This window comes from Mesorhizobium sp. WSM4828 (assembly GCF_055811175.1).
This window is the reverse complement of sequence record NZ_JBVVQK010000024.1, coordinates 71,966-94,562: the sequence shown is the minus strand read 5'-3', so window position 1 is coordinate 94,562 and position 22,597 is coordinate 71,966. Positions and strand designations below refer to the sequence as shown.

Genomic DNA, 22,597 nt, shown 5'->3' with positions numbered 1-22,597 from the left:
CATCACCTTGTCGTCCGCTCACATGGACGCCTGCCTTGCCCGCCACTACATTGAGGTGTCAGCGGAGCAAGTCATGGACAGTCAGCCCGTCCCCTTCGTCCCGCCGGCGCCGAAGCCGCGCACCGCGCCGCCCTCGACGCTGGAGATGATCCGCATCGTCTATCGCAATCCGCTCGAACTGTGGGGCGAGCCGACCTACAACGAGCCCTGGATTTCGGTGACCGGCATCGGCGGGCCGCTGGTCATCGCCAACGACCCCGGTCTCATCCGCCACGTGCTGGTCGATAACGCCAAGAACTACAAGATGGCGACGGTTCGCCAGCTGATCCTGCGGCCGATCCTGCGCGACGGCTTGCTGACCGCCGAGGGCGAGGTGTGGAGGCGTTCACGCAAGGCGATGGCGCCGGTGTTCACGCCGCGCCATATCTTCGGTTTTGCCGAGCCGATGCTGAGGCGCACGCGGGAGTTCGTCACGCGCTACGAGGGCGGCGGCACGTTCGATATCGCTCACGACATGACGCTGCTTACCTTTGACATCCTGGCCGAGACGCTGTTTTCCGGTGAGATTTCAGGCGAGCCGGGCAGCTTTGCCAAGGAGATCGACCGCCTGTTCGAGACCATGGGTCGGGTCGATCCACTAGACCTTTTGCGGGCACCCGATTGGCTGCCGCGTCTGACCCGCATCCGCGGCCGCAAGACCATGGCCTACTTCCGCAAGATCGTTACCGACACGGTGCAAATGCGCGAGGCGCGGTTGAAGCGTGATCCGGACACGGTGCCGCAGGATTTTCTCACGCTGCTGTTGAAAGCGGAGGGACCGGGCGGGCTGACCCGGGCCGAGGTCGAGGACAACATCATCACCTTTATCGGCGCCGGCCACGAGACTACGGCCAGGGCGCTCGGCTGGACGCTCTACTGCCTTGCCGAAGCGCCGTGGGAGCGCGAAAAGATCGAGCACGAGATCAATGCGGTGCTGGCGCGTGAGTCCGATCCGACGAAGTGGCTCGACGCCATGCCGCTCACCCGCGCCGCCTTCGAAGAGGCGCTCAGGCTCTATCCGCCGGCGCCGTCGATCAACCGCGAACCGATCGAGCCCGAAACCTGGAACGGCCTCTACATACCGCGACGTGCCGCAGTGCTGGTGATGCCGTGGGTCGTCCACCGCCATCGGAAATTGTGGGACCGGCCCGACGCTTTCATGCCGGAACGCTTTCATCCGGGGAATCGCGAAAAGATCGACCGTTTCCAGTATTTGCCGTTCGGCGCCGGGCCTCGTGTCTGCATCGGCGCCAGCTTCGCCATGCAGGAGGCAATCATAGCGTTGGCGATCATGCTGTCGCGCTATCGTTTCGATACCACCGCGCAAACCCGCCCCTGGCCGGTGCAGAAGCTGACGACGCAGCCGCAAGGCGGGCTGCCGATGCAGGTTACCAGGCGCGCGGCGTAGGCAACCGGACGTCCGTTCGCGCCGGTATTATGCGGCGGACTTGCGTTGGAACTGGCCGGCGGCGCGGTAGCGCCAGAGATAGCTGGGCAGGATGGTTCCGATCGACCGCGGCTGGATCCCGAGGCCGGCGAGCGTCCTGTTGTCTTTGACGGCGGCTTCCGACACGACATTGTGCTGGCGCAACAGCAGGACCTGGTCCTTGGTCAACAACGGATTGGGCAGCAGCCCGAGAATTGATGCCTGGAGGTTCGCCAGCCACCATGGCACGGGCAGCAAAAACCGCTTGCGTTCGATGATGACAAGCAGCTCTTGCATGCATTCCTTGAAGGTAAGCACTTGCGGCCCACCGAGTTCATAGATCCGGCCGCCCTGGACCTTGCCGTCGACCGAATGCGCCACCGCCTCGGCGACGTCGCCGACATAGACCGGCTGGAATTTCGTCTGCCCGCCGCCGATCAGCGGCAGCACTGGGGAAAAGCGGGCCATGTTGGCAAAGCGGTTGAAGAAACCGTCCTCCGGCCCGAAATTGATCGATGGCCGCAAGATCACGGCGTCTTGGACCGTCTCCAGAACGGCCTTTTCGCCGAGCGCCTTGGTACGCGCATAGTCCGATTGCGCGTGGAGATCCGCTCCCAGAGCCGAGATATGGGTAAGGCCGGCGCCGACGGCGCGCGCCGCTTCGGCGACAGCGCGCGCGCCGAACTCGTGGACAGCAGTAAATTTCTGCCGGCCGGCCTCATGCGCGATTGCCACCAGATTGACGACATGGTCGGCGCCTTGCACGGCGCGGTCGACCGACCAGCGCACCCGGACATTGGCCTGCACCGGCTGGATCTGCCCGACATTGCCAAGCGGTTGCAAATGACCGGCGAGATCGGGCCGGCGGCAGGCGACCCGGATGCGGTAGCCGCGCTTGGCCAGCGCCCGCACGACATGACGACCGACAAAGCCGGAGCCGCCGAACACGACGACGAGCTTTGGGGTCTGCAGGATTTCGGTCATGGCTGGCTCCGGCGGGCTATCCAGATGGCTTGGTTGAAGCCGTTTCATAGTCGGTTTCGCGCCAAAGGCAAAGGGTGAGCATAGGTCGCCCGGCATTGTTGAAGCATGATTTCCGGTATCCGTTCGAAACGGCAGAAAACCCGCCGACGCCCGGCTTTAGGGTAACGCCATTAGGAACAGGAACCTTTGTTCGGTCGGCGGTTTTAGATGTATGGTTTGATTCCGAATGGAGGATATTGCCGATGACGACAAAACGCGTTGCGCTCTTCGCTCTGGCTTTCGCAACAGGCTGCAGCATTGGTGCCTCGGCATTCGCGGCAAACCGGCATCACCACCAAGCTCAACCCGAGCGCTACGTTCCGGCCAACGGCGACATCATCGACATTCTGTTCGGTGGCCCGCGCTACTATGACAACCACCTGTTCACGACGGCCGCCGAACCCTGCTCCTACAACAGGGTAGGACCGGACGCGAATGCGGCGAATGTCATCAACGATCATTATTGCGGGAAGTAGGCTCGCGCTGCCGGATCGGCCGGCCTCGTCAGCCGCTCATCGGATAAACGAATTTCTTCAGGACGAATAGCGGGCGGCGAATTCGGAAATGCGCTGCACGACGGCTTTCGGCGCGCTTATGCCGCGCGCCGCCGCCTTCTCCGCGGCCTCGGCCCGGGCACGCCCCGGCACATGCACGCCATAGCGCCGCCGCAGCCGGTCGAGCTGATCCTTCATCCGCTTTTCGAAGTCCGGATCGAGCAGCTTGGGCTCGACGGCAAGCACGAACAGGCCGGTCCCCGGACTGTCCGGCCCGCCGCTGAACCACGGCGCATCGAGCGACCAGTTGGCGCCCGACAGGCCCGCAGCCAGCACCTCGACCATCAGCGCGATGTTGGCGCCGCGCTGGCCGCCGAAGGCAAGCATGGCGCCCTTCATTGCAGCTGCCGGGTCCGTGGTCGGATTACCGCTCGCATCCAGTGCCCAGCCTTCGGGTATCTTCTTGTCATCCTCGGCCGCCTTGCGGATGTTGACGAAGGCGGTGGCGCTCGACGATTGGTCGATGACCAGCGCCGCCCCGTCCGCGGCGGGTGCCGCAAAGGACATCGGATTGGTGCAGTAGACCGGCTTGACCGAGCCCGAGCCGGCAAGCACGGCCGGGCCGTTGGTGGCGGCGAACGACACCAATCCCTGCGCGGCCAGCCGTCCGGTGAAATAGCCGAGCGCGCCGCACGTATAGGCATTCTTCTGCGAAAAAATCGCGACGCCGAACAGCCGCGCCGCCTTGGCGAGGTCATCGATCGTGCGGTCGAAACCGGTATGCGCCAGTCCGCCGCGCGCATCGGAGAGATAGACCGCGAGCGCCGGCCTGGTGATCACCGGATCGGCGTTGCCGTCGATGCGGCCGGCTTCCAGCGCTTCGAGATAATCGATGAAGTGCGACAGCCCAACGGTCGACAGTCCTTCCGCCTCGGCCGCGACGATCGAGGCAGCCAGCGACTGCGCCGCCTCTTCATTGGCGCCAGCGCCAAGTGCGGCCATCCGGCACAGCCCGGTTGCCTGGTCGAGACTGAGTTGCATTGTGATTGCCATGGATATCCGAGGGAATGGTGATGGTGAATAGTGATGAATGGGACTTAGCCGGTACCATTACGGGCTACTCACTACTGACTATTCACCATTTCACCTAACCAATCTTGTTCGGAATCCGCGCCTCGATCTTGCCTAGCGTGAAGACGAGGATGCCGGTGATCGCCATATAGATCAACGCGAGGAGCAGCAAGGGTTCATAGGTGAGGTAGGTATCCTGACGCACCTTTGAAGAGACGGCGAATATATCGATCACGCTGATGGTCGCCACCAGCGGCGTCGATTTCAGCTGCAGCACGGTTTCGCCGGTCAGTGTCGGCAGCGCGCGATAGAAGGCCTGCGGTAGCCAGATTCGCTGGAAAATCTTCCAGCGGCTCATGCCGAAGGCGCGGGCGGCTTCCAATTGGCCTTTCGGCACGCCGGCAAAAGCGCCTCGCATCACCTCGCCCTCATAACCGGCGAAGGACAGCGTCAGCCCGAGGACGCCATAGGGCCATGCCTGCCTCAGATAGGGCCACATCCAGGACTCGCGAATCCATGGATATTGTGGAAACAGCGAGCCCAGCCCGTAATAGAGCAACCAGAGTTGCAGCAGCAGCGGCGTCCCTCTGATGACGGTGCAGAAGACCTTGGCGGGTGCTGCGAACCAGAACGAGCCGGCAGCCTGCGCCAGCCCGAGCGGCACGGCGAGCAGGAAGCCCAGCGTGCAGGTGACGGCAAGAATCCACAGCGCGCGCCAGATGCCGAGCAGTCCTAGCCCGTAATATTTAGGCAGCCAGTCCCAGCGCATGAAGACAGCCGCCGCCAAAACCAGTCCCAGCGCGATCAGGATCAGCACGATACGATGCGGCTTCAGCCACAGCGAAGCGCGTGCGGCTATCTCGACGGCCGCTGCTTCGCCAGTCATCGCCGGGTCAGCCATCACCGGGCCTCCTTGAGCGAGGGCATGCCGCGGCGGGCCCAGCTCTCGATGCGGCCGATGATCAGATTCGAAACCAGCGTCAACAGAAGGTAGATCGCGCCGGCGGCGACAAAGAATGTCAGATAGGCTTTGGTTACGCCTGCCGCCTGCCGTGTCGCCAATGTCAGCTCGAAAAAGCCGACGACCGCCAGCAGGGCGGTGTCCTTAGTGGCGATCAGCCAGAGATTGGCAAGGCCGGGTATGGCGAACGGCAGCATCGCCGGCAGTGTGATGCGCCGCAGCAGCAGGCCGGGAGACATGCCATAGGCGCGCGCGGCTTCGATCTGGCCCTGCGGAATGGCGAGGATCGCCCCGCGGATCACCTCGGTCGAATAGGCGCCCTGGACGAAGCCGAGCACGGCAATGCCGGCCGCCAGCCCGCTAATGTCCATGCGCTGATAGCCCATTGCCGTCAGCATCTGATTGATCAGGTCGGTGCCGGCGTAATAGAGCAGAAGGATCAGCACCAGCTCCGGCACGGCGCGCACGACTGTCGTATAGACTGCCAGGAGATCGCGCACCACCGGACCACCATACAGCTTGCCGGAGGCGCCGCCGATGCCGATCAAAAGGCCCAGACAGGTGGCGCCGACCGCGATCTCGATCGTATGGAGCAGCCCGACGATGAGCGTTCCACCCCAGCCCGGCGGCACGGGCGAGAGAAGCGCGATGGCAGAGGCGGCCCAAGCCGGAACAAATGCGTCGATCAGCGTCGCCCTCGAATTGCTGGCGCTAAAACCGCCGGCGATTTCCGCCCGCGGAAGCTCGCGTCGATGGATTTCGACCAACCACGCGGCTCTATCGCGGCCGCGTGGTTAATCGCTCATGGATGAGGCCGTCAGTTCGACTGCGTGTCGGAGCCGTAAATATCAAAGTCGAAGTACTTCTTCGAAATCTCGTCATATTTGCCGTTGGCGCGGATGGCCTTGATGCCGGCGTTGATCTTTTCCTTCAACTCGGTGTCTTCCTTGCGGACGCCGGCGCCGACGCCGGGCCCGAGAATGGCCAGATCCGGCGCGACCATGCCTTTTAGATCGCAGCATTGCTTGCCCTGGTCCGATTTCAGGAAGGCGTCGAGGGCGATGGAATCGGCCTGCACCGCGTCGACCCGGCCGGCGGCGAGATCCTGGTTGGCCTCGTCCTGGGTCTGGTATTCCTTGATTTCCGCCGCGTCGGCGAAGTGCTTCTTGGCGTAGTCGGCGTGTACGGTCGAGACCTGGACACCGATGATCTTGCCCTTGAGGTCCTCCGGTGTAGAGCCGAACTTCTGGTCCTTCGGCCCGATGATCGCGGTCGGGGTGTTGTAATATTTGTCGGAGAAGTCGATCGTCTTCTTGCGTTCGTCGGTGATCGACATCGAGCTGGCGATGACGTCGATCTTCTTGGTCGTCAACGCCGGGATGATGCCGTCCCAGGCGACCGGCGTGATGACGCAGTCGAGCTTCTCCTCGGCGCAGACAGCGTCGATGAATTCGATTTCCCAACCGACCCATTTGCCGGACGCATCCGGCGAGGTGAACGGCGGATAGGGCTCGGCAGCGACACCGATCTTGACCGGATCGGCCTTGGCCACGCCCATGGCGGCAACGCCAAGCAGCAGCGCTGCGGCAACGGTCTTGAGAATAATCTTCATCGTCATGACTCCCAGTTTTGTTGTTGTTCCCGGTTTTCGTCCGCCCACGGTTTAACTGATGTTGCGGATGAACTGCTTCAGCCTTTCGGATTTTGGCGCGCCGAAGATCTGTTCCGGCGGCCCCTCTTCCTCGACCAGCCCGTTATGGAGGTAGACGACATGCGTCGCGACCTCGCGGGCAAACTTCATCTCATGGGTGACCAGCACCATGGTGCGGCCTTCGCGCGCCAGGTCGCCGATCACCTTCAGCACCTCGCCGACCAGCTCCGGGTCGAGCGCCGAGGTCGGCTCATCGAACAGCATGACGCGCGGATTGATGGCCAGCGCCCTGGCAATCGCGGCGCGCTGCTGTTGGCCGCCCGACAGATAGGCGGGATAGACGTCACGTTTTTCGGCCAGGCCGACGCGGGCGAGCAATTTTTCCGCCTCGCCGATCGCCACATCGCGCTTGACGCCGAGCACATGCACGGGAACCTCGATGACGTTCTCGATCAACGTCATGTGGCTCCACAGATTGAAGTTCTGGAAGACCATGCCGAGCTTGGAGCGGATGCGTTCGATCTGCTTGCGGTCGGCGGGCACGGTGTGGCCGTAGCTGTCGGCCTTCAGCTTTATCTCTTCGCCATTGACCCGGATGATGCCGCTGGTCGGGTTCTCCAGGCAGTTGATGCAGCGCAGCAGCGTCGACTTGCCCGAGCCGCTGCCGCCGATGATGGCGATCACCTCGCCATCGCGCGCCGACAGCGAAACGCCCTTCAATACATGCAGCTTGCCGAAATTCTTGTGCAGGTTCTCGACGTGGATGGCTTCGGCAGCGCCGTTCTGCGCCATATGCTTCAGGGCGGTGGCCGGCGCTGTCATCGTCGCGGCGCCCCGCGGAGCAGCCGAGGCAGTCCTTGCTGGAATTTTTTACCCATTACCCGTCACTGGACAGCGTTCCGATTCTCAAGATGGACCGTTCCGCTTGCCTCCGTCAACCGCAGTTTTTGGACCATTGATCACCGCCTGCCGAGTGGCTATTGGCAGGAGAGGCGCGTTTCAGGAGAATTTAGTGGACAAAGCATACGGGTCGCAGTCGATGGCCGGGACGCTGCAGCGCGTGCTGATGCGCTCCGCCGCCAGCGCCATGCGTCGGGCCGAAGCACTGGATTGGCACTATGGCCCCGGCTTCGATCCGCAAAAAGCGGCTGCCCAGCACGAAGCGCTGGCCAGGCTGATTTCTGTCTCAGGCGCCGAAATCGAATGGCTGAGCGACGCCGATGACGGACTTGCCGATTCCGTTTTCACCCACGATCCCTCGCTGATGACAGACCATGGCGCGGTCATCCTCGCCATGGGCAAGGCGCTGCGCCGGCCTGAGCCAGGTCTGCACGAAGCAGCCTACGGGCGCATGGGCATCCCCGTCCTCGGCCGTATCGATGCTCCCGGCCAGGTCGAGGGCGGCGACTGCGTGTGGGTGGATGCAAACACGCTGGCCGTCGGCCGCGGCGTGCGCACCAATCAGCACGGCATCCAGCAGCTCTCCAACCTGCTTTCACCCAAGGGCATCCAGGTCTACGGCTTCGACCTGCCGCTCTGGCAAGGCGAGGAGGCCTGCCTGCACCTGATGTCGGTGATCAGCCCGCTCGCCGACGATCTGGCGCTGGTCTATGCGCCGCTCCTGCCGGTCGCCTTCCATCAGATGCTGCGCGAACGCGGCATTCGGCTGGTCGAGGGCGATGCCGACGAATTCTTCGCCTCGAATGGGCTCAGCCTGAACGTGCTGCCGACCGCGCCGCGCCAGGTTATCGCCGTTGCCGGTTTTCCGAAGACGGCGGCTGCCATGCAGGCCGCTGGCTGTACGGTCTCGACATTCGAGGCCGATGCGCTGTGCATTGCCTGCGAGGGCGGCCCGACCTGCCTCACACGCCCGGTGCTAAGACAATGACGACCATCGGTGAAGCGCTCATCACCTTGCTCGAAGCGCACGGCGTCGACATCGTCTTCGGCATTCCCGGCGTACACACGGTCGAGCTCTATCGCGGGCTTGCGCGATCGAAGATCCGTCACGTCACGCCGCGCCACGAGCAGGGCGCCGGCTTCATGGCTGACGGCTATGCGCGCGCCAGCGGCAGGCCGGGTATCGCCTTCGTCATCACCGGGCCGGGGCTGACCAACACCATCACCGCCATGGGCCAGGCCCGCGCCGATTCGGTGCCGATGCTGGTAATCTCGGGCGTCAACGCCACACCGACGCTGGGCAAAGGCCTTGGCCATCTGCATGAACTACCGGACCAGCGCGGCATGATGGAGAAGGTGGCGCTGTTTTCGCACCGTGTCACCGAGGCCGACGAACTGCCCGGCGTGCTCGCCCGCGCCTTTGCGCTGTTTTCATCCTCGCGTCCGGGTCCGGTGCATATCGAGATCCCGACCGATGTCATGACCATGCCGGCCAACGGCATCGTGCCGCTGCTGCGGAATTCAGCGCCGCCCGGGCCGGATGTGGCGGCGATTGCAGAGGCGGCAAGGCTGTGCGCGTCTGCCAGCCGGCCGCTTATCCTCGCCGGTGGCGGCGCCAAATCCGCCGAAGCGCCGTTGCAGCGGGTGGCCGAGAGGCTGGGAGCGCCGGTGGTCCAGACCGCCAATGCGCGCGGCCTGCTCTATCGTCATCCACTTGGCGTGCCGGCCAGCCCCGGCCTGAAGGCGGTGCGTGCGCTGATCGCCGATGCCGACCTGGTGATCGCAGCCGGCACCGAATTCGGTCCGACCGACTATGACGGCTATGGCGACGGCGGTTTTGTCCTGCCCGTCAATCTGATCCGCATCGACATTGACGCCGACCAGCTTGCCCGCCGGCCTGCGCGGATTTCAATCCAGGCCGATTGCGGTGCAGCGCTCGAAGCGCTGCATGCAGAACTCGGCACGGGCCAGGCGCAATCGGGCGACGGCGCCGCTCGCGCCGCCGCGACGCGGCAAGCGGCCTTTGCCGAGATTGGCCCGGCTATGCAGGCGCAATTGCGCGCCGTCGAGACGATCCGTGATGCACTGCCTGGCGCGATCATCGTCGGCGATTCGACCCAGCCGGTCTACGCCGCCAACCTCTACTACGATCACGACCGGCCGGGCGGCTGGTTCAACGCCGCCACCGGCTTCGGCGCGCTCGGCTACGGCCCGCCGGCAGCGATCGGTGCCGTCCTTGCCAGGCCTGAGGCGCCGGTCGTTTGCCTCACCGGCGACGGCGGCTTCCAGTTCACCCTGCCGGAACTGGGCGCCGCGCTCGACGCGGTGGCGCCGGTGATCTTCACAGTCTGGAACAATCGTGGCTACCGCGAGATCGAAACCTCGATGCTCGATGTCGGCGTCGAGCCGGTCGGCGTCTCGCCGGCACCGCCGGATTTCTGCAAATTGGCCGAAGCCTATGGCATTGCCGCCGAGCGGATTTCCGGCGCCGGCGGCTTGGCGGACGCGCTTGGGCGCGCGCGGGCGACTGGACGACCTTACGTCATCGAGATTTCGGTTGAGTGATCGCGCGAAAGGCGCGACCTTCCGCATCGGCGGCGCGCAATGACGGAGCGGTCGAATATGACGGAAACACTGGACGGCAGACATATCGTGGTGACCGGCGGCACCGGTGCCCTTGGCGGCGCGGTCGTAGGAAAACTGCTGGAGCAGGGCGCCATCTGCCATGTGCCCAATGCCCACGCTGCCGCGCCTGCGCATTTCCCCTTCCCGGCGCATGACCGCGTCAGGCTGGCTCATAATGTCGACCTCGCCGACCCTGCCAAGGTCGACGCCTTCTATGCCAGCGTTCCGGATTTATGGGCATCGGTGCATCTTGCCGGCGGGTTCACCGCCGCGCCGGTCGAGAAGATCGAGCCCGCCTCCTTCGCCGAGATGATGGACACCAACGCCCGCACCACCTTCCTGTGCTGCCGCGCGGCGATACGCTCGATGCTGGAATCTTCCGTGCCGGGCCGCATCGTCAATGTCACCGCGCGAGCCGGGCTCGATCCGCGGCGCGGCTCCGGCAAGGTGGCCTACGCTGCCGCCAAGGCGGCGGTCGCCGCGATGACCGTGGCGATGGCCGAAGAGCTGAAGGGCAACGGCATCCTGGTCAACGCCGTGGCGCCCTCGACGCTCGACACGCCGGCCAACCGGGCTGACATGCCGAACGCAGATTTCAGCAGATGGGTCAGCCTTGAAGCGGCGGCCGAGGCCATTGCCTACCTTGCCTCGCCGGCCAACATGGCCATCAGCGGCACGCTGGTGCCACTCTACGGCCGGGCCTGAGCCTGCGGTTCGTCACCAGCAAAAGGTCACAAGCAAAAGCCCCGCCGGGATCGTTCCGGCGGGGCTTTTTGTTTCGTTTATAACCCGCGCGAGGCGCGGTGTTGGCTTAGCTGCCCTGCTTCTTCAGCGCGGCACCCAAAATATCGCCCAGCGAAGCGCCGGAATCGGTTGAGCCGTACTGGGCGACCGCTTCCTTCTCTTCGGCGATTTCCAGCGCCTTGATCGAGACCTGCAGCTTGCGGGTCTTCTTGTCGAAGGCGATGACGCGGGCGTCGACTTTCTGGCCGACGGTGAAGCGCTCGGGGCGCTGCTCGTCGCGGTCGCGGCTGAGGTCGGAGCGCTTGATGAAGGTCTCGATGCCGCTGTCGACCAGCCGCACTTCCAGACCGCCATCCTTCACGCCGATAACCTCGCAGGTGACGACTGCGTTCTTGCGCAGTTCGCCTGACGTCGCGGCTTCGCCGACCGTGTCCTTGGCCAGCTGCTTGATGCCGAGCGAGATGCGCTCCTTGTCGATGTCGACGTCGAGCACCTGCGCCTTGACCATGTCGCCGCGATTGTACTCTTCGATCACCTGCTCGCCCGGACGGGTCCAGTCGAGGTCGGAAAGGTGGACCATGCCGTCGACGTCGCCTTCGAGGCCGATGAACAGGCCGAACTCGGTCTTGTTCTTGACCTCGCCCTCAACCTGGCTGCCGACCGGATGGCTGCGCGCGAAGGCCTCCCACGGGTTCTCCAGCGTCTGCTTGAGGCCGAGCGAGATACGGCGCTTGGCCGGATCGACTTCGAGCACCACGACGTCGACTTCCTGCGTTGTCGACAGAATCTTGCCAGGATGCACGTTCTTCTTGGTCCACGACATTTCCGAAACGTGGATGAGGCCTTCGATACCCGGCTCCAGCTCGACGAATGCGCCGTAGTCGGTGATGTTGGTGACGGTACCCTTGATCTTCTTGCCGATCGGGAACTTGGTGCCGATCTCGGACCACGGATCGCTCTCGAGCTGCTTCATGCCGAGCGAGATGCGGTGGGTTTCCTGGTTGATGCGGATGATCTGCACCTTGACCGTCTGGCCGATATTGAGGATTTCGGTCGGATGGTTGACGCGGCGCCATGCCATGTCGGTGACGTGCAGCAGGCCGTCGATGCCGCCGAGGTCGACAAACGCACCATAGTCGGTGATGTTCTTGACGACGCCTTCGACCACCTGGCCTTCTTCGAGGTTCTGCACGATTTCCGAACGCTGTTCGGCGCGGCTTTCCTCGAGCACGGTGCGGCGCGACACCACGATGTTGCCGCGGCGGCGATCCATCTTGAGGATCTCGAAAGGCTGCGGGTTGTGCATCAGCGGCGAGACGTCGCGGATCGGGCGGATATCGACTTGGCTGCGCGGCAGGAAAGCCACGGCACCGTCGAGGTCGACGGTGAAGCCGCCCTTGACCTGGTTGAAGATGACGCCTTCGACGCGTTCGCCCTTGGTGAACTTCTCTTCCAGACGGACCCAGCTCTCTTCGCGGCGGGCCTTTTCACGCGACAGCATGGCTTCGCCAAGCGCGTTCTCGATACGCTCGACATAGACCTCGACCGTGTCGCCGACCTTGAGCGTCGTGTCCTTGCCCTTGACGCCGAATTCCTTCAGCGGCACGCGGCCTTCGACCTTGAGGCCGACGTCGATGATGGCCATGTCCTTCTCAATGGCGGTGATGATGCCCTTGACGACCTGGCCTTCGCCGGAATGGCCGGCGGAAAATGATTCTTCGAGCAGGCTCGCGAAATCATCGCGAGTGGGGTTTGCAACTGACATAGTTTCTCCTGGAATGCCCCGCAATCTGTCGCGGGGCGGGCGCCGTGGGTTAGCGTTGCGTTGGCCTGCCGGCGTTCCGGGCAAAAAGCCCTTGGCCGCCCTTGAGCGGCAATTCCGGCGCAGGAAGAATGCTGGCAGGCTGGTTCACGCCCAAGATGGGAATTCTTTTGTCGCCGGCAATCGGCGGCGGCAGGAAAACCCGGCTCAGGCTTCGTTTCTCTTGGCCAGGACGTCGTCGATGATCGCCTGAGCCGCCAGAAACGCGGCCTCTATAGCCATTTCCGACGTGTCGAGCAAGTGCGCATCGGCGGCCGGCTTCAAGGGCGAGTCCATGCGGCCCATGTCGCGCTCGTCGCGGCGCACGATATCGGCAAGGATTTCATCGAAATTGGCAGTGCCGCCGATGCTCTCGATTTCGTCCAGCCGCCGCTTTGCCCGCACCTCGGCAGTGGCCGTGACATAGAGCTTTACGTCGGCATCGGGACAGACGACAGTGCCAATGTCGCGGCCGTCGAGCACCGCACCCGGTGGGGTTTTTGCGAAGGCGCGCTGCTTTTCGACCAGGATGCGCCGCACGGTTGGGAACACAGCGACTTTCGAGGCCGCCTCGCCGACCGCGTGTGCCGAAAGCACGGCGCGGTCGAGCTTTGCCAGATCGACCTGGTGAGCCGCCGTTTCAGCGGCCGAGACATTGTCGAGCGGCAGGCCGAGCCGGAGCAGCGCATGCGCCACCGCGCGATAGGTAAGGCCGGTGTCGAGCAGGTTCAGCCGGTAGTGATCGGCCAGCCGCCGGGCCAGAGTGCCTTTGCCAGCACCGGCAGGTCCGTCAATGGCGATGGTGAAGGTTGAGGTCATCTAGTTTGACTGAACAGACGGGACGTCAGTACCGCCAAGGCGATCAAAACCGATAACGGCAACGCAATGAAAGGTATTACGCCGATTGTCATGAAGGCCATTGCTCCAAACGCGTTGAAAAGACCGGCAAGGAAGACCCAGTCGCTATTTCCGAGAAACCGGGCTGCATAAAATGACAGGTAGATGGTCATAAATTGAAGGGCCAGAAGCCAGAAAAGAAGAGCGAAAATACCAAATCGCTCTTTGAAAACGAGGCGTTCGATCAGATACGGGACCAGCGCAGCTCCTAGATATCCCGCTACAGCCAGCAAGTCTCGCAGCATCAATCGATCTCCGCGCCCAGCCCCTTCATCAGCCCCATGAATTCCGGAAAGCTCGTTGCGATCATCGCCTGATCGTCGATGGTTACCGGCTTTTCCGTCGCCAGCCCCATCACCAGGAAGCTCATGGCGATGCGGTGGTCGAGATGGGTCTGGACGATGGTGCCCTGTCCGTTGGGATGCTGGCCGAGGCCCTTGCCGCCCGGCTTTCCACGCACCACAAGCGAGGCCTCGCCTTCGCTGCAGTCCACGCCGTTGAGCTTCAGCCCTTCGGCCACTACCGACAGCCGGTCGGATTCCTTCACCCGCAGCTCTTCCAGCCCAAGCATCAGCGTCTCGCCCTCGGCGAAGCTGGCCGCCACGGCAAGCACCGGATATTCGTCGATCATGGTCGGCGCCCGTTCGGGCGGTACGGTGACGCCCTTCAGCTCGGAATAACGCACGCGCAGGTCGGCGACGTCCTCGCCGCCTTCATTACGGCGGTCGAGTATCTCGATCCGGGCGCCCATTTCCTGCAGCGTCAACAAGAGGCCGGTGCGGGTAGGATTCATCAGCACGTTTTCGATGGCAATGTCCGAACCCGGCACGATCAGCGCCGCCACCAGCGGGAAGCCGGCCGACGAGGGGTCGCCCGGCACCGCGATCGTCTGTCCCGTGAGCTTGCCCTGGCCCTCGATGAAGATGTGGCGCACGCCGCGTTCGTCGGTCTCGACCGACAGATTGGCGCCGAATCCCTTCAGCATCTTTTCGGTGTGGTCGCGCGTCATGACAGGCTCGATCACGGTGGTGACGCCAGGCGTGTTCAGCCCGGCGAGCAGCACCGCCGACTTCACCTGCGCCGAGGCCATCGGCACGAGGTAGGTGATCGGCGCGGCGTGCTTGGGCCCGTGCAGCGTGATCGGCATGCGGTCGCCGGGCGTCGCCCTCAGCACCTGCACCCCCATCTGGCGCAGTGGTTCGAGCACGCGGCCCATCGGCCGGCCGGACAGCGAGGCGTCGCCGATGAAGGTGGTTTCCATGTCATAGGTACCGACCAGGCCCATGGTGAGGCGTGAGCCCGTGCCGGCATTGCCGAAATCGAGCGGGCCTTCCGGCTGCAGCAGCGCGCCGTTGCCGGTACCGCGGATCACCCACTCAGCGCCATGCTTCTCGATATGAGCGCCCATGGCCTTCATGGCAGCGCCCGTACGCATTACGTCCTCGCCTTCCAGCAGTCCGGTGATGCGGGTTTCGCCGGAGGCCAGGCCACCGAACATGAACGAGCGGTGCGAGATCGACTTGTCGCCCGGCACCCGTGCCGCGCCTGAAAGGCCAGATGATTTGCGGGCGGTGGCCTGCTTCGGGGCGGCAGTGTGCGACATGGTTCTTTCCTGGGAAACGCCGGCGGCCGGCCATTTTCGTCTGGTTTGCGCGGTCTCCTATCATGGCGGACCGAAATGGTCATCCCCTTGGTACGAAGGCCTTCGAATTCAAGCTTTTTGGGACGCCGGCTTTTCGCTTTGACAGCGCCGTAAACTCTGGTTAAGGGGACCAAACTTTCATCGACGAGGCTTGCTGTGGCAAAACCCGAACTTGGCACCAAACGTATCGACCCGGAGACCGGTCGAAAATTCTATGACTTGAACAAGGACCCGATCGTCTCGCCTTATACGGGCAAGAGCTATCCGCGCTCCTATTTCGAGGAAGGCAAGATCGCCGCCCTCGAGGAGGAAGAGGAAGTTGCCGAGAAGGAAGTGGACGCCGAAGAGGAAGAGGGCGTCGAGGTCGTTTCGCTCGAAGAGGCGGACGAGGACGCGAAGGCCGATGAGCTTCCCGATCTCGGCGACGACGAGGACGACGTCGACCTTGGCGATGACGAGGATGACACGTTCCTCGCCGACGAGGAGGAAGAAGACGACGACGTTGCCGACATGATCGGCGTCGGCGAGGACGACGACGAAGTCTGAGCGAACCGCATTCGCCGGCAATCGCCGCTCTGCCTAGAAAAAGCGGTTATTGAAGACTTGATATTGACTGAAGGCGGGGTTAGAAGCCGCCTTCACTAGCGGCGCGGTCTAGAACCCGCGCCGGATCTCTTCGCCGGAAACGGCGCCGGTGAACTGCCGGAGTGGGGCCATAGCTCAGTTGGGAGAGCGCTTGAATGGCATTCAAGAGGTCGTCGGTTCGATTCCGATTGGCTCCACCAGTTCTCGCCGCGAAAATCGCAGAACGGCCGCCCGTCCCGGGCTGGCCGCCGCCTATCGCGGAACCTAGCTGAGACATAAACAAGTATGATTGGCCGCCCGGCTTGGGCTCGCGGCTTCATTCAAAAGTGAGTGAGCCCGCGCCCGGTCAGTGCATTTTTCCGGCTGCAGTTTGAACCGCGAGCACCGGGTCTGGACCAGGCAGCGGGCTGAAAATGACGGCTGAGCAAAACTCCGTTACTTGTTGCAGTTCTGCATGTCCGACGTCATAGCGCCGCTGGGGGTGTTGTTGTCGGTATCGCTGCCCGCCGTATCCTTGCAGCGGTCCTCCATACCGTTTGTCTGCGGCGTGGCGTTCGTTGCGTTCGGATCGATCGTGTTCGGGGTAGTTGCGCTGCCGGTCCCGGTGTTGCCGCCGGAAGTGCCTGTGTTGACGCCGGTATTGCCATCGGTGCCACTGGTCCCGGAGCCCATCGATTGTGCCATGGCAGATGTGGCCAGGCCGATAGCAAGTATGGATGCAGAGAGAATTTTCATCATCTTAGTGTCTCCATCGAGTTGCATCGCTCTATCGCGATCTATACCAACGAGAGTTTTTTCGAGATGTTCCGTTGGGCAGAAATATTGATCGATACAATCACAATGGATCTTTGTTGCTCGTCGTTTCATGAATTCGGCCACGAAATTCCGACCGCATAGCGGCAATTTCGTCTGGAACCAAATCGAGCATGCCGCGTTGTTGCGCTTGCGGGGAGTTGTGTCGGCCGCAGGGGACAGTTTCACCAGGACATTCAGGAAATCCGTGAGCTGGGAGGGGCGCTGTGAGCGTGCTTGCATCCACAAGGCAATTGGATCACCGTCAAATACTGAACGCGCTGAAGGCTTTTCGGAGCGGTGATTTCTCTGTTCGCATCGACAATGTCTACGCCGGCCTCGATTCCGAGATCGCCGATACCTTCAACGAAATCGTAGAACTCAACGATCAGGTCACGCGCGAGTTCGAACGCCTCAGCAAGGTCGTCGGCAAGGATGGCCGGATCGGCGAGCGCGGCCGTGTCCGCAACGCCACCGGCAGCTGGGAATCGAGCGTCCGTTCCGTCAACGATCTGATTGAGGACATGGTTCAGCCGACGGCCGAAGTGGCGCGCGTCATCGGCGCGGTCGCCAAGGGCGACCTGTCGCAGACGATGATGGTCGAAATCGACGGCCGGCAGTTGCGCGGCGAATTCCTGCGCATCGGCAAGATCGTCAACACCATGGTCGGGCAACTGGCCTCCTTCGCCTCGGAAGTGACGCGCGTGGCGCGCGAGGTCGGCACCGAAGGCAAGCTCGGCGGCCAGGCCCGCGTGAAAGGTGTGGCCGGGACCTGGAAGGACCTGACCGACAACGTCAACGCCATGGCGACGAACCTGACCGGGCAGGTGCGCAACATCGCCGAGGTGACGACCGCCGTCGCTTCCGGCGACCTGTCGAAGAAGATCACCGTCGACGTAAAGGGCGAAATCCTCGAGCTCAAGAATACCATCAACACGATGGTCGACCAGCTCAATTCATTTGCCTCGGAAGTGACACGCGTTGCGCGCGAGGTCGGTACAGAAGGCAAGCTCGGCGGTCAGGCGCGCGTCGAAGGTGTCGGCGGCACCTGGAAGGACCTGACCGACAACGTCAACCTGATGGCCGAAAACCTGACCGGCCAGGTGCGCAATATCGCCGAGGTGACCACGGCTGTGGCGCTTGGCGACCTGTCGAAAAAAATCACGGTCGACGTCAAGGGCGAGATCCTCGAGCTGAAATCGACCATCAACACCATGGTCGACCAGCTGAACTCATTTGCCGGCGAAGTGACGCGCGTCGCCCGCGAAGTCGGCACCGAGGGCAAGCTCGGCGGCCAGGCTCAGGTGCGCGGCGTTGCCGGCACCTGGAAGGACTTGACCGACAACGTCAATTCGATGGCCGAGAACCTGACCGGCCAGGTCCGCAACATCGCCGAGGTGACGACCGCCGTCGCTTCGGGCGACTTGTCGAAGAAGATCACTGTCGCGGTGCAAGGCGAAATCCTCGAGCTCAAGGACACCATCAACACGATGGTCGATCAATTGAACTCCTTCGCGTCCGAAGTGACGCGCGTGGCGCGCGAGGTCGGCACCGAGGGCAAGCTCGGCGGCCAAGCCGAGGTGAAGGGGGTCGGCGGCACCTGGAAAGACCTGACCGATAACGTCAATCTGATGGCCGCCAACCTGACCGGCCAGGTCCGCAACATCGCCGAGGTGACGACCGCCGTTGCCCGCGGCGACCTGTCGAAGAAGATCACCGTCGACGTCAAGGGCGAAATCCTTGAGCTCAAGGACACCGTCAACACGATGGTCGACCAGCTCAACTCCTTCGCCTCGGAAGTGACGCGTGTGGCGCGCGAAGTGGGGTCGGAAGGCAAGCTCGGCGGCCAGGCGCATGTCGAGGGCGTCGGCGGCACCTGGAAGGACCTGACCGACAACGTCAACGCCATGGCCGGCAATCTGACCGTGCAATTGCGCGACGTCTCCAAAGTGGCGACGGCAATTGCGACCGGCGACCTGACCCAGAAGATCACGGTCGATGCATTGGGCGAGATCCTGCAGATCAAGGACGTCATCAACACGATGGTCGACCAGCTGAATTCCTTCGCCTCCGAGGTGACGCGCGTGGCGCGCGAGGTCGGTTCGGACGGCAAGCTCGGCGGCCAGGCACAGGTGCGCGGCGTTGCCGGCACCTGGAAGGACCTGACCGACAACGTCAACGCCATGGCTGCCAACCTGACCGGTCAGGTGCGCAACATCGCCGAGGTGACCACGGCGGTGGCGCTGGGCGACCTGTCGAAGAAGATCACCGTCGATGTTCGCGGCGAGATCCTCGAGCTCAAGGACACCATCAACACGATGGTCGACCAGCTGAATTCCTTTGCCTCGGAGGTGACGCGTGTGGCCCGCGAGGTCGGTACCGAAGGCAAGCTCGGCGGCCAGGCGCAGGTGCGCGGCGTTGCCGGCACCTGGAAGGATCTGACCGACAATGTGAATTCGATGGCCGAGAACCTGACTGGCCAGGTCCGCAACATCGCCGAAGTGACGACGGCTGTGGCGCGCGGCGACCTGTCGAAGAAGATCACCGTCGACGTCAAGGGCGAGATCCTGGAGCTGAAATCGACGATCAACACCATGGTCGACCAGCTGAACTCCTTTGCCGGCGAAGTGACGCGTGTCGCCCGCGAGGTCGGCACCGAGGGCAAGCTCGGCGGCCAGGCGCGGGTCGAGGGCGTTGCCGGCACCTGGAAGGACCTGACCGACAACGTCAACCTGATGGCGACGAACCTGACCAACCAGGTGCGCGGCATCGCCGAGGTCGTGACCGCGGTCGCGCAAGGCAATCTCAAGCGCAAGCTGACGGTCGATGCCAAGGGCGAGATCGCCTCGCTCGCCGACACCATCAATGGCATGATCGAGACGCTGGCGACCTTCGCCGACCAGGTGACCAACGTCGCCCGCGAAGTGGGCATCGAAGGCAAGCTCGGCGGCCAGGCCCGGGTGCCCGGCGCTGCCGGCCTTTGGCGCGACCTGACCGACAATGTCAATCAGCTCGCCGCCAACCTGACCACCCAGGTGCGCGCCATCGCCGAAGTGTCGACGGCGGTGACCAAGGGCGATCTGACCCGCTCGATCAGCGTCCAGGCCTCCGGTGAGGTCGCGGCGCTGAAAGACAACATCAACGAGATGATCCGCAATCTGAAGGACCAGACGCTGAAGAATGCCGAGCAGGACTGGCTGAAGACCAATCTCGCCCGCTTCTCGCGCATGCTGCAGGGCGAGCGCGACCTGGCCACGGTTTCGCGTCTGATCATGTCCGAACTCGCCCCGCTGGTGAATGCGCAATATGGCGTGTTCTACGTGACCAACCGCGACGAGGATGAATTCTATCTGGAACTCGCCGCCTCCTATGGCGCCGAAAGCAAGGCGGAGATCAAGCAACGCCTCGATCTGCGCGAAGGCCTTGTCGGGCAGAGTGCCGCCGACAAGCGCGCCATCATGCTGGACAATGTGCCGCCGAATTTCCTGCGCGTCACGTCCGGCCTTGGCAATGCAGCGCCAGCGAACGTGATCATTCTTCCGGCTCTGTTCGAGGACGAGGTGAAGGCCGTCATCGAACTCGCCTCGTTCAGCGAATTCCGCGACACGCACCAGTCGTTCCTCAACCAGCTGATGGAATCCGTCGGTATCGTTCTCAACACCATCGCCGCCACCATGCGCACCGAAGGCCTGCTCAAGCAGTCACAGCTGCTGACCTCGGAGCTGCAGGCGCGTCAGACCGAGTTGACCAAGAAGCAGGAGGAGCTGCACGCCACCAATGAGGAGCTGCAGGAAAAAGCACAGCTGCTCGAGAACGAAAAGAAGCAGGTGGAGAACAAGAACCTCGAAATCGAGATGGCGCGGCGGGCGCTGGAGGAGAAGGCCGAGCAGCTGGCGCTTACCTCGAAATACAAGTCGGAATTCCTCGCCAATATGAGCCACGAGCTGCGCACGCCGCTGAACTCGCTGCTCATCCTTTCAAACCTGCTCGCAACCAACCAGCAGGGCAATCTCAACGACAAGCAGGTCGAGTTCGCCCGCACCATCAATTCGGCCGGCACCGACCTTTTGAGCCTCATCAACGACATCCTCGACCTGTCGAAGATCGAATCGGGCACCGTCTCGATCGATATCAACGACATGCCGGTGGTGCATCTTCGCCAGCATATGGAGCGAACCTTCCGGCAGCTGGCGACCGACAAGGGACTTGGCTTCACCATCAACGTCGATCCAGAGCTTCCGGAGACCGTCCGCACCGACGAGAAGCGGTTGCAGCAGATCGTCCTCAATCTGCTGTCGAACGCGTTCAAATTCACTTCGCAAGGCGAGGTCCGCTTGAATTTCCGGGCCGAAAAGACGGGCCGTCACAACGGTTCGGCGCAACCGATGGAGGCGCTCGCGATCGTGGTCACCGATACCGGCATCGGTATTCCGCAGGACAAGCAGAAGCTGATCTTCGAAGCCTTCCAGCAGGCCGACGGCACCACAAGCCGCAAATATGGCGGCACAGGGCTTGGGCTCTCGATCAGCCGGGAGATCGCCCGGCTGCTCGGCGGCGAATTGCGGGTCGAGAGCACGCCGGGCAAGGGTTCGACGTTCACGCTGGTCATTCCATTCGACGGACCCCGGATGGCCTTGGCCCCGCAAGCGGCGTTGCTGCCGGCGATGGAGGTGGCCGCGACGACAGCGCAGCCGAGCCCGCCATCCTCCGAATTGCTCGATGATCGTGATACGATCTCACCGGAAGATCGGGTCGTGCTGATCGTCGAGGACGACCCGACCTTCGGCGGTTTGCTGCTCGGCCTCGCGCGTTCGGCCGGGCTGAAAGGCGTCCTGTCGACCGCCGGCTCCGGCACGCTGGCTTTGGCCCGCAAGCTGGTTCCCGACGCGATCACGCTCGATCTCGGCCTGTCGGATATCGACGGCTGGGTGTTGTTCGATCTGCTTCGCCATGACCCGAAAACCAAGGACATTCCCGTCCATGTCATCTCGGGCGCCGAAGACATCGAGGTGCTTGCCCGCAAGGGTGCCTCCAGCATTTCAACCAAGCCCGTGTCGTCGGACGAACTGATGAAGGTCTTCCAGGACATTCACTCCAGAAAGCTCCGCGTCCAGAGCCGCGTCCTGATTGCCGATCCCGATCCCGAGCGCCGCCTTTCGCTGATCGACGCGATCCGCGACGGCGTCACCTCGGTCACCGCGATCGGCCGCGTCGCGGCGAATGCGGACGATATCGGCATCGCCAACTATGATGCAATTGTGCTCGGCTTTGGCCGCTCGGCCAAGGACAACGCCCAGATGCTGGACGAGATTGCCGTCCTGTTCGGGCAGTCGGTGTCGCGGCTGCTGTTCTTTGCGCCGCATCCGGAAGCGCTGCAACAGTCGCTCGCCTTGCATCCGCCATTGGCGGATGTTCCGCGGGCGGAGAATTTCGCGCAGCTGGCTCTCCTGCTATCCGCAACGCTCCCCGGGCGAGGCCACGAAAACGATGATGTGGCAGCCGAACAGCCGGACAAATTCGACCTGGCCGGCGCAAAGGTCCTCATCGTCGACGACGACATCCGCAACATCTATTCGCTTACCAGCGTTCTCGAGACCTATGACATCCAGGTGCTGCATGCGGAGCGCGGCCGGGAAGGTATTGCGCTTCTGGAGCAGAGCCCGGACATTGATGCCGCACTGATAGACATCATGATGCCGGAAATGGATGGCTACGAGACGATGCGGCAGATCCGCGGCATGCCGGCGATCGCCCATATCCCGTTGATCTCGGTCACCGCCAAGGCAATGAAGGGCGATCGGCAGAAGTGCCTCGACGCCGGCGCCTCCGACTACATCGCCAAGCCTGTCGACCTCGATCTGCTGCTGGCATTGCTGCGTGTCTGGATCGGCCGTTCGCGATCCCGTGTCCATGGTCCGGAAAAGACGCTCATGGCAGTGAACTGAC

Annotated in this window: 18 protein-coding genes and 1 tRNA gene; 8 read left to right on the top strand and 11 right to left on the bottom strand. The window is 63.1% G+C overall.

Annotation, left to right across the window (positions count from 1 at the left end; genetic code table 11):
* Positions 1–73 precede the first annotated feature (73 nt).
* The gene (locus AC0L2X_RS24150; protein ID WP_473557705.1) at positions 74–1,447 is read left to right on the top strand and encodes a cytochrome P450; all 1,374 of its coding nucleotides are present in this window, start codon (positions 74–76) and stop codon (positions 1,445–1,447) included.
* Positions 1,448–1,474: 27 nt separating this feature from the next.
* On the opposite strand, the gene AC0L2X_RS24145 is transcribed toward AC0L2X_RS24150, so the two are convergent.
* Positions 1,475–2,449, bottom strand: a complete 975-nt coding sequence (locus tag AC0L2X_RS24145) for a complex I NDUFA9 subunit family protein (RefSeq protein WP_473557703.1) — start codon at positions 2,447–2,449, stop codon at positions 1,475–1,477.
* Between the two features lie 95 nt (positions 2,450–2,544).
* Between AC0L2X_RS24145 and AC0L2X_RS24140 the strand changes: the two genes are divergently transcribed.
* Complete coding sequence (locus AC0L2X_RS24140; RefSeq protein ID WP_473557701.1) at positions 2,545–2,964, top strand: hypothetical protein; 420 nt, start codon at positions 2,545–2,547, stop codon at positions 2,962–2,964.
* A gap of 57 nt (positions 2,965–3,021) precedes the next feature.
* Here the strand turns inward: AC0L2X_RS24140 and AC0L2X_RS24135 are convergent, their stop codons facing one another.
* The 5 genes from AC0L2X_RS24135 to AC0L2X_RS24115 all read right to left on the bottom strand — a co-directional run bounded on the left by AC0L2X_RS24135 (position 3,022) and on the right by AC0L2X_RS24115 (position 7,487).
* Positions 3,022–4,023 carry an Ldh family oxidoreductase gene (locus AC0L2X_RS24135; RefSeq protein WP_473600413.1) on the bottom strand — a complete coding sequence of 334 codons (1,002 nt, stop codon included), beginning with the start codon at positions 4,021–4,023 and terminating at the stop codon, positions 3,022–3,024.
* Between the two features lie 106 nt (positions 4,024–4,129).
* Entirely contained in the window at positions 4,130–4,954 is an 825-nt protein-coding gene (locus AC0L2X_RS24130; protein ID WP_473557698.1) for an ABC transporter permease, read from the bottom strand.
* The gene (locus AC0L2X_RS24125) at positions 4,954–5,619 is read right to left on the bottom strand and encodes an ABC transporter permease (RefSeq protein WP_352453687.1); all 666 of its coding nucleotides are present in this window, start codon (positions 5,617–5,619) and stop codon (positions 4,954–4,956) included. The genes AC0L2X_RS24130 and AC0L2X_RS24125 overlap by 1 nt, the downstream gene beginning before the upstream one ends.
* Positions 5,620–5,831: 212 nt before the next feature.
* On the bottom strand, positions 5,832–6,626 hold the full coding sequence (locus AC0L2X_RS24120; RefSeq protein ID WP_352492652.1) for a transporter substrate-binding domain-containing protein: 795 nt from the start codon (positions 6,624–6,626) through the stop codon (positions 5,832–5,834).
* A gap of 51 nt (positions 6,627–6,677) precedes the next feature.
* A complete protein-coding gene (locus AC0L2X_RS24115; protein ID WP_473557696.1) occupies positions 6,678–7,487 on the bottom strand; it encodes an ABC transporter ATP-binding protein in 810 nt (269 codons plus the stop codon).
* 217 nt (positions 7,488–7,704) lie between these two features.
* Between AC0L2X_RS24115 and AC0L2X_RS24110 the strand changes: the two genes are divergently transcribed.
* The 3 genes from AC0L2X_RS24110 to AC0L2X_RS24100 are packed head-to-tail and all read left to right on the top strand — an operon-like array spanning position 7,705 to position 10,895.
* Positions 7,705–8,553, top strand: a complete 849-nt coding sequence (locus AC0L2X_RS24110; protein WP_473557846.1) for a dimethylarginine dimethylaminohydrolase family protein — start codon at positions 7,705–7,707, stop codon at positions 8,551–8,553.
* Complete coding sequence (locus AC0L2X_RS24105) at positions 8,550–10,130, top strand: 5-guanidino-2-oxopentanoate decarboxylase (RefSeq protein ID WP_473557693.1); 1,581 nt, start codon at positions 8,550–8,552, stop codon at positions 10,128–10,130. The genes AC0L2X_RS24110 and AC0L2X_RS24105 overlap by 4 nt, the downstream gene beginning before the upstream one ends.
* 57 nt (positions 10,131–10,187) lie before the next feature.
* Positions 10,188–10,895, top strand: a complete 708-nt coding sequence (locus AC0L2X_RS24100; protein ID WP_352464463.1) for an SDR family NAD(P)-dependent oxidoreductase — start codon at positions 10,188–10,190, stop codon at positions 10,893–10,895.
* A gap of 106 nt (positions 10,896–11,001) precedes the next feature.
* Here the strand turns inward: AC0L2X_RS24100 and rpsA are convergent, their stop codons facing one another.
* The 4 genes from rpsA to aroA form a co-directional block, all read right to left on the bottom strand.
* Positions 11,002–12,699 carry a 30S ribosomal protein S1 gene (gene rpsA, locus AC0L2X_RS24095; protein WP_023676278.1) on the bottom strand — a complete coding sequence of 566 codons (1,698 nt, stop codon included), beginning with the start codon at positions 12,697–12,699 and terminating at the stop codon, positions 11,002–11,004.
* Positions 12,700–12,903: 204 nt separating this feature from the next.
* Positions 12,904–13,554: a (d)CMP kinase gene (cmk, locus tag AC0L2X_RS24090; protein WP_473557690.1), complete on the bottom strand. Its 651-nt coding sequence runs from the start codon at positions 13,552–13,554 to the stop codon at positions 12,904–12,906.
* Positions 13,551–13,877: a hypothetical protein gene (locus AC0L2X_RS24085; protein ID WP_473557687.1), complete on the bottom strand. Its 327-nt coding sequence runs from the start codon at positions 13,875–13,877 to the stop codon at positions 13,551–13,553. Before AC0L2X_RS24085 ends, cmk begins: the two co-directional genes overlap by 4 nt.
* Complete coding sequence (gene aroA, locus AC0L2X_RS24080) at positions 13,877–15,235, bottom strand: 3-phosphoshikimate 1-carboxyvinyltransferase (protein WP_473600412.1); 1,359 nt, start codon at positions 15,233–15,235, stop codon at positions 13,877–13,879. Before aroA ends, AC0L2X_RS24085 begins: the two co-directional genes overlap by 1 nt.
* A 195-nt stretch (positions 15,236–15,430) precedes the next feature.
* Here aroA and AC0L2X_RS24075 point away from each other — a divergent pair, with 195 nt between their 5' ends.
* On the top strand, positions 15,431–15,820 hold the full coding sequence (locus AC0L2X_RS24075) for a TIGR02300 family protein (protein WP_023676282.1): 390 nt from the start codon (positions 15,431–15,433) through the stop codon (positions 15,818–15,820).
* A 163-nt stretch (positions 15,821–15,983) separates the two neighbouring features.
* A tRNA-Ala gene (locus AC0L2X_RS24070) sits at positions 15,984–16,059 on the top strand.
* 235 nt (positions 16,060–16,294) lie between these two features.
* On the opposite strand, the gene AC0L2X_RS24065 is transcribed toward AC0L2X_RS24070, so the two are convergent.
* Entirely contained in the window at positions 16,295–16,840 is a 546-nt protein-coding gene (locus tag AC0L2X_RS24065; RefSeq protein ID WP_473557683.1) for a hypothetical protein, read from the bottom strand.
* 44 nt (positions 16,841–16,884) lie between these two features.
* Between AC0L2X_RS24065 and AC0L2X_RS24060 the strand changes: the two genes are divergently transcribed.
* Positions 16,885–22,596 (top strand): HAMP domain-containing protein, encoded by a 5,712-nt coding sequence (locus tag AC0L2X_RS24060; RefSeq protein WP_473557844.1) that lies wholly within the window; start codon positions 16,885–16,887, stop codon positions 22,594–22,596.
* The last annotated feature ends 1 nt before the right edge of the window (position 22,597 follow it).